This window comes from Desulfovibrio sp. ZJ200 (assembly GCF_011039095.1).
Taxonomy (GTDB): domain Bacteria; phylum Desulfobacterota; class Desulfovibrionia; order Desulfovibrionales; family Desulfovibrionaceae; genus Desulfovibrio.
Genome location: NZ_JAAKEH010000005.1, coordinates 50,046 through 62,085, shown reverse-complemented (window position 1 = coordinate 62,085; position 12,040 = coordinate 50,046). Strand labels below are relative to the sequence as shown.

Annotated in this window: 9 protein-coding genes and 1 tRNA gene; 9 read left to right on the top strand and 1 reads right to left on the bottom strand. The window is 57.6% G+C overall.

Annotated elements, in window-relative coordinates:
- Positions 1–2 precede the first annotated feature (2 nt).
- Both G7Y52_RS02740 and G7Y52_RS02735 read left to right on the top strand, forming a co-directional pair.
- The gene (locus tag G7Y52_RS02740) at positions 3–1,244 is read left to right on the top strand and encodes a replication-associated recombination protein A (RefSeq protein ID WP_165065678.1); all 1,242 of its coding nucleotides are present in this window, start codon (positions 3–5) and stop codon (positions 1,242–1,244) included.
- Complete coding sequence (locus tag G7Y52_RS02735) at positions 1,228–2,052, top strand: lysophospholipid acyltransferase family protein (protein WP_165065674.1); 825 nt, start codon at positions 1,228–1,230, stop codon at positions 2,050–2,052. Before G7Y52_RS02740 ends, G7Y52_RS02735 begins: the two co-directional genes overlap by 17 nt.
- Before the next feature lie 141 nt (positions 2,053–2,193).
- Here the strand turns inward: G7Y52_RS02735 and G7Y52_RS02730 are convergent.
- Positions 2,194–2,271 (bottom strand) — tRNA-Pro (locus tag G7Y52_RS02730).
- A gap of 136 nt (positions 2,272–2,407) precedes the next feature.
- On the opposite strand from G7Y52_RS02730, the gene G7Y52_RS02725 reads away from it, so the two are divergent.
- The 7 genes from G7Y52_RS02725 (at position 2,408) to G7Y52_RS02695 (ending at position 12,011) form a co-directional block, all read left to right on the top strand.
- Positions 2,408–3,472: a chemotaxis response regulator protein-glutamate methylesterase gene (locus G7Y52_RS02725; protein ID WP_165065671.1), complete on the top strand. Its 1,065-nt coding sequence runs from the start codon at positions 2,408–2,410 to the stop codon at positions 3,470–3,472.
- A 26-nt stretch (positions 3,473–3,498) separates the two neighbouring features.
- On the top strand, positions 3,499–5,436 hold the full coding sequence (locus G7Y52_RS02720; RefSeq protein WP_165065668.1) for a HEAT repeat domain-containing protein: 1,938 nt from the start codon (positions 3,499–3,501) through the stop codon (positions 5,434–5,436).
- A gap of 584 nt (positions 5,437–6,020) precedes the next feature.
- The gene (locus tag G7Y52_RS15190; RefSeq protein WP_241159567.1) at positions 6,021–6,947 is read left to right on the top strand and encodes a protein-glutamate O-methyltransferase CheR; all 927 of its coding nucleotides are present in this window, start codon (positions 6,021–6,023) and stop codon (positions 6,945–6,947) included.
- 12 nt (positions 6,948–6,959) lie between these two features.
- Positions 6,960–7,736: a ParA family protein gene (locus G7Y52_RS02710; RefSeq protein WP_165065662.1), complete on the top strand. Its 777-nt coding sequence runs from the start codon at positions 6,960–6,962 to the stop codon at positions 7,734–7,736.
- Positions 7,730–8,392 (top strand): chemotaxis protein CheW, encoded by a 663-nt coding sequence (locus G7Y52_RS02705; RefSeq protein ID WP_165065659.1) that lies wholly within the window; start codon positions 7,730–7,732, stop codon positions 8,390–8,392. Before G7Y52_RS02710 ends, G7Y52_RS02705 begins: the two co-directional genes overlap by 7 nt.
- Positions 8,393–8,528: 136 nt before the next feature.
- On the top strand, positions 8,529–8,897 hold the full coding sequence (locus G7Y52_RS02700; RefSeq protein ID WP_165065656.1) for a response regulator: 369 nt from the start codon (positions 8,529–8,531) through the stop codon (positions 8,895–8,897).
- A gap of 69 nt (positions 8,898–8,966) precedes the next feature.
- Positions 8,967–12,011 carry a chemotaxis protein CheA gene (locus tag G7Y52_RS02695; RefSeq protein WP_165065653.1) on the top strand — a complete coding sequence of 1,015 codons (3,045 nt, stop codon included), beginning with the start codon at positions 8,967–8,969 and terminating at the stop codon, positions 12,009–12,011.
- Positions 12,012–12,040: the final 29 nt, after the last annotated feature.

Here is a 12,040-nt window from a genome sequence, read left to right as displayed (position 1 = left end):
GCATGGCGATCAGCAAACCTCTGCCGGAGCGCATGCGCCCCGATGATCTGGCGCTTTTTCTGGGCCAGCCGCATCTGGCGGATCGCCTGCGTTCTCTGATGCAGGCCAGGCGCCTGCCGAGTCTGCTTTTTTTCGGGCCGCCCGGCTGCGGCAAATCCACGCTGGCCATTTTGCTGGCCAAATCCACCGGCAAAAAGTATCTGCGCCTTAGCGCGCCGGAAGCGGGCCTGCAACATTTGCGACGTGCTCTGGCTGGCGTGGAAATTCTGGTTTTGGATGAGCTCCACCGCTTTTCCAAGGCGCAGCAGGATTTCTTTTTGCCTCTGGTGGAATCGGGCGAGTTGACGCTGCTCGCCACCACCACGGAGAATCCCTCATTCAGCGTCACCCGGCAACTTCTCTCCCGCCTGCATGTTCTTCGCCTGCGCCCTTTGGGCCGGGCGGAACTCGCGCAACTGGCGCGACGCGGCGCGCAGGAGCTGAGCGCGCCCCTGCAGGATGACGTGCTGGAGCTGCTGGCGGGCGTTTCTCACGGCGACGCGCGCACCCTGCTCAATCTGGTGGAGTATGTGGCTGCCCTGCCCGGCGATCGCCAGAATCTCGAGCAGATCAAGGCCGCGTTGCCCGAAGTGCTGATCCGTCACGACAAGGACGGCGACAGCCATTATGAGCTGGCCTCGGCCCTGATCAAATCCATCCGCGGCAGCGACGTGGACGCCGCCCTCTATTATCTGGCCTGCCTCCTGGAAGGCGGCGAAGATCCGCGTTTCGTCTGCCGCAGGCTCATTCTCTCGGCCTCGGAAGACGTGGGTCTGGCGGATCCCGGCGCTTTGCCCCTGGCTGTGGCCTGCCAGCAGGCCGTTGAGTTCGTGGGCATGCCCGAGGGCTTTATTCCTCTGGCTGAAACCGTGGTCTACCTGGCCCTGGCGCGCAAGAGCAACGCTTCTTACGCTGCGTACCTCAATGCGGCGCGCGAGGTAAAACTCAACGGCGCGCGGCCTGTGCCCCTGCATCTGCGCAACCCCTCCACACAGTTGCAAAAAGAATGGGGGTACGGCAAAGAATACAAATACCCGCACAACTTCCCCGATTCCTGGATAGAGCAGGCGTATTTGCCGCAGGAACTGGAGGGCCGACGTTTCTACCAGCCGCGCGACAACGGCGAGGAGCCGCGTCTTTCTCAATGGTGGCGCAAACTCCATAAAATCAAAAAGACGGAGATCCCGCATGATCCCGCATGTTGACGGCGTATTCGCAACAAAGTTTCTCAGCGGCGATTTTTACAGAAGCCCTGTGCTCCACGCGGGCCCGTTCCGCCGCATGTTCCCCTCCCTGAGCTTCTACAGCCGGCTTTTTCTGGGGCCGCTGCGCTGGCTTTGCCGCAGAGCCGCCAAGGGGCAATGCGACGACGCGGCCTGGGTCTATGCCAGCGTCTGGGTGGCCGAGCTGATGGAAAGCATGGGCTGCCCCATTGACGTGCAAGGCATGGATGCCGTCACTGCCGCAGACGGCCCCTGCCTCTTTGTGGCCAACCACATGAGCACCCTGGAAACATTCATGCTGCCGGGCATGATCCGCCCGCGCAGGCCCGTCACCTTTGTCGTCAAAAAGAGCCTGACCACCATGCCTTTTTTTGGCGCGGTGATGCGCTCGCGCGACCCCATTGTGGTGAACCGGGTCAATCCACGCGAAGATCTGGCCGCAGTGCTGGAGGGCGGCGTGGAGCGGCTCAAAAAAGGCATTTCCATCATTGTCTTTCCCCAGAGCACGCGCTCCGTTGTTTTTGACGCGCAACGATTCAACAGCATCGGCGTAAAACTGGCCCGTCGGGCCAAAGTGCCCCTGGTGCCCCTGGCGCTCAAAACCGACGCCTGGGGACAGGGCAAAAAGATCAAGGAACTTGGCCCGATCAAGGCGGGCATGGCCATACGCTACCGCTTTGCAAAGCCCATCCGCGTGCAGGGACAGGGCAAAGAAGAGCATGCGGCGGTCAGCGAGTATATCGCCACGACTCTGGCAGCCTGGCAGGAAAAGGACGGCGTGAACCGCTAGAGCATTTTTTGATTGAACATAGCCATTTTCAATCAAAAAATGCTCTCGAAGGACCTGCGGTTGCTCTGCAAAAAACAAACAAAGCCCCTCCAGGCTTTCAAAAAAAGGACTTGCGGCAATTGTCGCAAGTCCTGTTTGGCCTGGTCGGGATGGCGCGATTTGAACGCGCGGCCTCAGCGTCCCGAACGCTGCGCTCTAGCCAAGCTGAGCCACATCCCGTTAAGAAGGAGACTTTACCCCACCTCCTTTTTTTTTGCAAGTTATTTTTGTATTTGTCAAAAGTCCGCTCCTGGCGTAACATGCCCTAATCCGCTTGAACGATACGGGGAAACATCATTCCGGAGTGAGCATATTTATGATTCGTGTTCTCGTCGTGGACGATTCAACCTTTATGCGCAACGCTCTTGTTGCCCTGCTGGAGCAGGACCCGGATATCAAAGTCGCCGCCACTGCGCGGGACGGGCAGGAGGCTCTTAAGAAAGCCGCGGAACTGGATGTGGACATCGTGACCCTGGATGTGGAAATGCCTCGTCTTGACGGGCTGAGCACATTGCAGGAACTGATGCGGACCAATCCTCTGCCGGTGATCATGGTCAGCTCTCTTACGGAAAGCGGCGCGGAAACCACGCTCAAGGCTATGGAACAGGGGGCGCTGGATTTTATTCCTAAAACCATGAGCAATGATCGCGATCGTTTCGGTGTGGAATTGCGCCGCAAAGTCAAAGCTGTGGCCCGCAAAAAAACCATCATTAAAATGAAGTACCGCCGTATCAACCATATCGTGCCCCCTGTTGTGCCCCGCCCTCCCAGCCAGCCCACGGACTATGTGCAGACGCCCTGCCGCGGTCCGCGCGATTTGGTGGTTATCGGCGTTTCCACCGGCGGGCCGCCGGTGGTGCAGAAAGTGCTGGGCGCCCTGCCCGCGGATATACCCGCTTGCATTCTTATTGCCCAGCATATGCCGGCCGCGTTTACCGGGCCTTTTGCCAAGCGCCTGGACAGCGTGTGCAAAATTTCCGTTTCCGAAGCGGAGAACGGCGACAAATTCAAGAACGGCCATGCCTATGTCTGCCCCGGCGGCAAACATATCGGGGTACGGATGCGCGGCCCCCTGCCTGAAGTGGCTGTGACCGAAGAGCCCCGTAACGCCCTGTACAAGCCCACCGTCAATGTTCTCATGGAAACGGCCGGTCGCGCCATGGGGCGGCGCACCCTCGGCGTCATGCTCACAGGCATGGGCTCTGACGGCTGCGACGGGGCTAAGGTGCTCAGGGAAAAGGGCGGTTGCCTCATTGCCCAGAGCGAAGCCTCCTGCGTGGTCTACGGCATGCCCAAGGCCGTGGTGGACGCGGGACTTGCCAATCTGATTCTGGATGCAGAAGATATTGCAAAGGCCATCATCGCAACGGTCAAAGGCTGAATCGCAGCTCAGCAGGACATGAAATTATGACAGTGGAAACTCTGCAACAAGACGTGGCTCAGATTCTTGCGGCTCTGCAATCCGACGACAATGATGCCGTGCGCAGCGCCGCTTTCAGCGCGGGCGACATGATCCTCGAAGAGGCGGTGCCCCTGCTTTGCGAACAGATCAAGAGCAAGAATACCGGCGTGCAGGAAGCCGCCGAGTACGGCCTGCGCAAAATCCGGGGGGCGCGGACAGTTGACGCCCTGCTGCCGCTGCTGCGTAGCGACGAGGCGCCGGTGCGCAATGTGGCCATGGACATCTTGCGGGAAATCGGCCTGGACAGCATTGAAAGCATGCAGCCCTATCTGCATGACAATGACCCTGATTTGCGGATCTTCATTGCCGATATTCTCGGCCATTGCAGCAATCATCAGGCAGCGCTGCTGCTCTGCGACGCTCTGCTCAAGGATCCGGAAGTCAATGTGCGTTATCAGGCGGCCGTCAGCCTGGGCACGCTGGCATATCCCGAGGCTGTGGGCGCTCTTTGCCAGGCCATGCACGATGAAGAGTGGGTTCAGTTCGCCGTGGTGGAAGCCCTGGCGAAAATCAAAGCTCCTTCGGCCACCACTGCTCTTGTGCAGTTGTTGCCGCAATCCTCGCCTCTGGTCAGTTCCGCCATCATTGACGCCCTGGGCGATATGGGCGATATCAAAACCATTCCTCTGCTTTTCAACGCGTTGGAAAACGTCAGCGTGGCGTTGCGCCACAAGATCGTCAAGGCCATCGTGCAGATCCTGAGCGGGCGTTCTCTCTCGCTGCTGGCGGCCAAGTCCCAGGAACGCCTGCGGACCTACTTGCTGGATGCCCTTTCAGACAGTGACGAAGATATCCTGCTGGCCGCGCTGCAAGGCCTGAGCGGCATCGGCAAGGAAGACGCCAGCAGCGCCATTCTGGAGCTGGCCGCGCGCCTTGATCCGGAACGGAAAGCCGAACTGTACGAAGCCGCCATTCGCGCCATCGCCTCTATCGGCTATAATGATACAGTGCGGGACGCATTGCGCAGCGAGGACGAAAACCGGGTTATGATCGCCATGGAAGCCTGCCAGCTCATGGATGATCGTCGCCCCGTGGAAGAAATTAAAACGGCTTTCTGGCGCGTAAACCCTGATCTGCAACGAGCCGCCGTAGCGGAAGTTGCTCAATTGGGCAATTGCGACGACATGCCTTTTTTTCTCTCGGTCATTGACGAATGCGAAGATACTGAGGTACTGAAGAGCGCGCTGTTTTTTTTCGGCAACCAGCACACCTGCCCGGATGTGGAAGATGTGGTTTTCAGCCAATTGGATCATCGCTCTGCGGATGTTCAGGAGATGGCTCTGGAGGCCTGCATCAATCTGCACAGTCCCACGCTGAATGTGCGCTTTAAGGAGCGATTTCACAGTGACGACGCCATGCAGCGCATGATGTCCGTCTATGCCTTGGGCCGTTACAGTGTTGTGGAAAATCTTGCGGAGCTGACCGAAGCCCTGAAAGACGAAGATCCCGGCGTGCGACAGACGGCCGTAGAGGCTTTTTTGAATCTGGGCGGCAATGCGGAACGCTATCTGCCCCGGCTTTTGCCACGTCTTTCTGACGAAAACAAAGACGTGCGCACCGCTCTGGTGAATCTGCTGGGGCAAATCGGAACGTCCGCTGTTATCCCGCATCTGATCACCGCGCTGCGGGATGAAAACGACTGGGTGCGCATCCGCGCCATTGAGGCTCTGGGCGTCAATAAAAATGCTGAGGCCGTGCCTACCCTGTCGCAAATGCTGGAAGATGCAAGCCCCATGGTTGCCTTTAAAATTATTGAGGCATTGGGTAAAATCGGCGGCAATGTCGCTTTCAGCGTCTTGCTGGGCATGATGGATCATGAAGATCCCGAAATTCAGCATGCCGCGGCTGAAGCCGTTGCGGCCATCCAGGCGGAACAGGAGTAGGCATGTCAATCCCCCCCAGTTTTTTTTCCAAAATTCAGACGTCGAAAAACGCCTCTGATGCCGATCCGCAGGCCACACTCACCCCCGGCTCCGCCGGGCAGCCGGCGTCCGCAGGCCCGGCCCAGCAGCCCGGCTCTGCATTCAGGCCTGCCGGGCAATCGCCGCTTTCTGCCGGCAGCGGCCTGAATCCCTCGGCATCCAGATTTTCAACACAGCAAACCACGCCCGGCACTCAGCCCTCGTCCACGTTCAGGCCTGCGGCGCAAGCCGCGCGCCCGGCGCCCGCATTCCGGCAGCCAGCGCAGGCTTCCCCCGCGGCACAAAATCAGCCGGCTTCCACGTTCCGCTCTTTTGCCCGAACAACCGGCACAACAGAGGCAGGCGCGCAAGCCGCGCGCCCGGCTCCCGCATTCCGGCAGCCAGTGCAGGCTTCCCCTGCGGCACAGAATCAACCGGCTTCCACGTTCCGCTCTTTTGCCCGGACAACCGGCAAAACAGAGGCAGGCGCGCAAGCTTCGACATTGGGCACGCCCACAAGCGCGCCGCGCCCTTCGTTCCGCAGTCAGCAGCAGCCTGCTGCGGGCATGAGCCAGACCGGGCAGCCGGCTTCGGCCTTTCGATCGCAGGCTCAGACGGCTCCCAGCTTCCGGGGCGCCTCGCCCTTTCGCAAGGATTTGCAGATTTCCGATGAAGAATTTCTGCAGCTCCGCGACTTTATCTACCAGCAATGCGGCATTTTTATTGCTGAACACCGCAAATATCTTGTGGAAAACAGGCTTTCCATTCGAATCAAGGAATTGAACCTCAAGAGCTATAACGAATATTACAACTTTCTGCGCTTTGATGCCAATCGGCGCAACGAGTTGAACAAGCTCTTTGAGGTGGTCACCACCAATGAAACAAGTTTTTTTCGCAATCCTCCGCAGCTTGAAGTTTTTCAAAAAAGCGTCCTGGCCGAAACACTGGAGCAGTGTAGAAAATCCGGGCGCAAACGGCTGCGGATCTGGTCCGCCGGATGTTCCACAGGCGAAGAGCCCTATACACTGGCGATCATTCTGCATGAGGTGCTGAAAAGCGACATCCGCCTCTGGGACATTAAGATTACGGCCAACGATCTGTCCGAAGCGGTGCTGGCTGCGGCCAGGCGCGGCGTGTATAATGAATACGCGCTGCGCACCACCCCCAAGGAGATTGTGAACGCCTATTTCACCAAAGAGGGCAATGTTTACAAAGTCAACCCCATGCTCAAAAACCTTGTCTCCTTCGGTCAAATCAACCTGAGCGACAAAGAGCAGCTCAGACGCGTGGAAAAATCGCAAATAGTCTTTTGCCGCAATGTGATCATTTACTTTGACGATGAAATGAAACGAAAGGTGATCAACGCCTTTTACGATAATCTGGAACCCGGCGGGTCATTGCTCATCGGCCATTCGGAATCATTGCACAATATCAGTCGCGCCTTCCAGCTTGAGCATCATAAGGGGACTATTGTCTATCGTAAAATGGCTTGATGCCAGGTGCCCATGAGCGCGAAAATTCTGGCCGTAGCCAATCAGAAAGGAGGCGTGGGCAAAACGACCACATCCCTGACTCTGGGCAGCGCCTTGTCGCGCAAGGGGAAAAGGATTCTTTTGCTGGATCTGGACCCGCATGCCTGCGCTACGCTGCATGCCAGAATTTATCCGGAAGAACTGACTGCCAGCCTGCACGATATTTTTCTGGCCGAGGACGCAGCCTGGCCGAGCCTCTGGCCGACCATAATCCGGCCCAACGCGCTGCAGGGCATGGATCTGGCGCCGGGCAGCATTCGCCTCTCGGAACTGGAGGTGGATTTTGGAGAGCGCAAGTCCAAAGGCAGCGTGCTGGCCCGGAGCCTGCAATGCATCTCCGGCCACTACGATTTCGTTGTTCTGGATTGTCCGCCGCATGTGGGCATTTTGCTGATTAATGCCCTGCTGGCGGCTGATTTGCTGATTATTCCCATCCAGACGGATTTTTTGGCGCTGCATGGGCTCAAGCTTTTGTTCGATACGCTGCATACGCTGAATAAGGTGCTGCCCCGGCCCATTCGCTACAGAGCGGTGCCGACCATGTACGACAAGCGGGCCAAAGCCTGCACGCGGGTTCTGGAACTGATGCAGCGTAAAATGGGTCATGCTCTGTTTTCAACGATAATCGGCGTGGATACGCGCTTTCGCGAGGCCAGCGCCCTGGGCTGCACTGTTTATGATATCGACGCTCATTCACGCGGGGCGCTCTGCTATGACGCCCTGGCGGAAGAAGTTCTCAGATTATGGTAAAAACTCCTGAAGAATATTTTGCCGATCAATGCTTTGATCAGCCTGCTTCCCAGGAAGGGTCTCAGGGGTTGACCGCTGTGGAGCAGGCCTTTGTCCGCAAATATCTGGGTGAAGACGCGTTGCCCGGTTTGCCGGTGCTTGAGCCTGAAGCCGCTCTGGATTCGGAGCCGGATCGGCAGTCGACTCCCGCGGTTTTATCAAAAAATCTGCTGCGCAACGAAGCGCGCATTCAGATGGTCTCTTTTTTTGTGCGGGATCAGATTTTTCTTCTGCCCGTGGCGGCTATTCACGAGGTGCTACGGCATTTGCCGCTGATCCGGCTGCCCCTGGCCCCGCCCTTTGTTGCTGGAGTGGTCAACCTGCGGGGCCGTGTGACCCCTTTGCTGCACCTGGACGCCCTGCTGACCAATGAGCGGCAGTACCGGTATACGCCGCAGCATTTCATCATTGTCTGCGCCGGCGACGAAATGCAGTTGGGCTTGATCGTCGACAAGGTGCATACCATGTACATGGTCGAGCAAAACAAGATCACCTGGAACGCAGAGGCCCAGTTGGGAGCCGGCGCCGAATTTCTCTGCGGCATAGCCGATATTGACGATCGGGTCTGCGGCATTGTGGCGCCAGACATGATTGTGCAAAAACTGTTGGAAAGTTGAGAGGGGCTGCCTTCATCGTTGCCGTGGACAGTGCCGCTGCGGCGTGAGAGCGTTTTACAGTCAAGATGCTCTGAAAGCTGTGGTTAACTCCAGATTATTGATGACATCCAGAATTTGACTGACAGGAACGGAAATTATGAGCAAACACATTATGGTCGTCGATGACTCCAAAACCATCCGCAACCTGGTGGCCTTCGTGCTCAAGGCAGAAGGCTTTAAAGTCAGCACAGCCGAAGACGGCTTGGACGCCATTGAAAAACTCTATGCTCTGGAGCCGGTGGATTTGATCGTATCCGACGTCAATATGCCGCGCATGGACGGCTTTACGTTCATCAAGACCATTCGCACCCAGGAGGCCTACAAGGACATCCCCATCATCGTACTTTCCACTGAGGGCCAGGAACAGGACATTCAGACCGGCATGAGTCTCGGCGCCAATCTGTACATGGTCAAACCGGCCCAGCCGGAAAAAATGGTCCGGAATATAAAGATGCTTCTTGGCTAGCCGATAAGGAAAGCAGTATATGCCTGACTTCAGGCGTCTATACTCTTTCAGCCAAACGAAGGTACGAGTATGAGCCAGGAATTCTTTGATCCGGAACTTTTTGCGGATTTTATCGCGGAAGCCAAAGAACACCTCGAAACCATCGAGCCGAATCTCCTGGAGCTTGAAAAAACTCCGGACAATCTTGCTCTGCTCAATGACATTTTTCGCCCCATGCATTCGCTGAAAGGGGCTTCCGGCTTTCTGGGGCTCAATCGCATTAACCAGCTGGCCCATAAATCCGAAAATATTCTGGATGAATTGCGCAAAGGCAGCATGGTGGTGACCTCCGAAATCATGGATGTCATCCTGGCTTCCACGGACGCCCTGCGCCAGATGATCGACAACCTTGAAGCCAATAATTCTGAAGGCGATGTCGAAATTGATCATATCATGGCGCAGATCGATGCCATCATGGCCGGTGAAAGCGCGCCTGCTCCAGTCGAGCCCCAGCCCGAGCCTGAGGCGCCGGTAGAAAGCGCGCCTGCTATGGCCGCACAGGCAGATCCGGAAGTACCCTGCCCGGCGTCGGCCGAAGAATCTGCCAAAGAATCCCCTGCCCCGGCTCCGGTATCTGAAGAAGGAGAAAGCAATGCCGGCCAGGGTATGAGCACCAAGGACTGGGTTGCCGGGCTTCCCGCTACCGGAGCCTATGAGCTCACTGCCTTCGGTGAAGGACATCTCAAAGATTTCATTGATGAATCATCTGAAATCATTGAAAATCTTAACATGGGCCTGCTGGAATTGGAAGAAAACCCCCTTGGCCAGGACGGCCTGGTCAATGACCTTTTCCGTTTCTTCCACAATATGAAGGGCAACAGCGGCATTATCGGCTATACGGAACTTAATGCGCTGACCCATGAAGCGGAAACCCTGCTGAATAAGGTTCGCCAGGGGGAAATTACGCCCAGCCACGAGCTCATTGATCTTCTCCTCCTGGTTGTGGATGTGATGGAAGCTCTGGTGCAGAAAATCGACGTGACCAGCGGCCAGGCATCCCCCTTTGACACCAGTCTTGTCCTTAAGCAATTACAGCAGGTTCTTGCAGGCGGCCCCATTTCTCTGCCCAGGGAAGTTCTGGCGGCCAAGAGCGCAAGCCCTGCCGCGCCTGATCCCACTGCGGAAGTTGAGGCCGCTGCACCCGAGGAGCAGGTCAAAAACCAACCTGTGGAAGTTGTGAACCCCACAATCATCCCGGTAGGTTCCGAAGGCGACGACGCCGATGTCTTTCGCGTAACAGTGCGGCAGCAAATTGAAATTATTCATGCCGCCCTGCAAACGCTGAAAAAGGACGGCACGCATAAAGACTCCATTGACGCGGTTTACCGCTGCCTTATTGCCGTCAAGAACGCCTGCAACTTCGTGGGCCAGAACGACATCAAAGTCTATGCCGAACGCACGGCCGGCATTGTAGAGCAAGGCCGGAAAACCAACCTGGATTTCGGCCTGATGGTGGACTTGCTGCAACAGGAAGTGGGCATTATTGACGATATGGTGCAAAAGGCCTTGAGCGAAGGCAAAATCGGGGCCGCCACCGACCCGGGAGCCGCCCCTGCCGCATCGGAACCGGCCAAATCCGCTCCTGCGGCTCAAACAGAGAAAGCCCCCGCGCCGCAAGCTCAGCCGTCGACCCCGGCAAATCCGGCTGTAACCGCGCCCAAGACCTCTGCCCCGGCGCCGGCTGCCGCATCTGCCGCAGCTCCGGCAGCCACGCCGCCGGCCGCTTCCGCGCCTTCCAAACCCAAGTCATCCACGGCCAAAGCCGCAGCTCCCGCTGCTCCGGCAAACGACGCGCACAAAAGTTCCTCTACCATCCGCGTGGATCACGAGCGTCTGGATCATTTGATGAATCTGATCGGCGAACTGATCATCAATCGCAACCGCTATACCATGATTGCGCGCTCTCTTGAGGACGGCGGGCCTGAAGTGGATATTTCACACGTGGCGCAAAGCCTCTCGGAAACCACCTACGCCATGGCCCGTATTTCCGACGACTTGCAGGATACCATCATGAAAGTGCGCATGGTGCCTGTTTCCTCGGTATTTTCCCGCTTTCCGCGGCTGGTGCGCGATCTCTCGCGCAAGAGCGGCAAGGAAGTGGATTTGATCATGGAGGGTGAGGAAACCGAACTGGACAAGAGCGTCGTGGAAGTCATCGGCGACCCTCTGGTGCATCTGATCCGCAATTCCGTGGACCACGGCATTGAATCCGAAGAGGTGCGCGTTGCCGCCGGAAAACCGGCCAAGGGCAAGGTGACCTTGCGGGCTTTCCACAAAGGCAATTCCGTTGCCATTGAGATTGAAGATGACGGCAAGGGGATTGACCCGGAAAAGATGCGCGAAGTCGCGATCCGCAAGGGCGTCATCACCCCTGAAGAAGCCTCGCAGTTGGATGATCGCGAATCCATAGAGCTGATTTTCGCGCCCGGCTTTTCCTCGGCCGAAAAGATTACCGATATTTCGGGACGCGGCGTGGGCATGGATGTGGTGCGCACCAATATCAAGAATCTCAAGGGCAGCGTCAATACCTATTCCGAAGTGGGCAAGGGTACGCGCTTCACCTTGAGCCTGCCCCTGACCTTGGCAATTATTGACGCCCTGATGGTCAATGTCTCGGGGCAGATGTATGCCATACCGCTGGACGCGGTGTCGGAAACCACCAAGATCGAGGCTGTGCGGCTTACCGACGTCAAGGGCCGCAAGGCTGTCACCCTGCGCGGCGAAGTCCTGGGCATTGTGGAGCTTGCCGAAATGCTCGGCCTGCCGCGCACCGACCCGCTGCCCGATGTGCTCTCCGTGGTCGTCATTCACGATAATGAGCGGCGTCTGGGCCTGGTGGTGGACCGTCTCCTGGAGCGCCAGGAAATTGTGATCAAGCCTCTGGGCGCCTATCTGGGGGATCTCAAGGGCATTTCCGGCGCCACGATCATGGGTGACGGCTCGGTCATTCTGATTCTGGACCCGCACGAAATTTATGTCATGTCCACCTCCAAGGCCGCCAGCATGGGACCGGACGGCGACCCCGCCAAGCCTCAGGCCGGCATGTCTGCTGCGGCAGCGGCAGCCAGGCAGTAACTGCTGAAAGGGAGCGCGCTCCCCTCGGG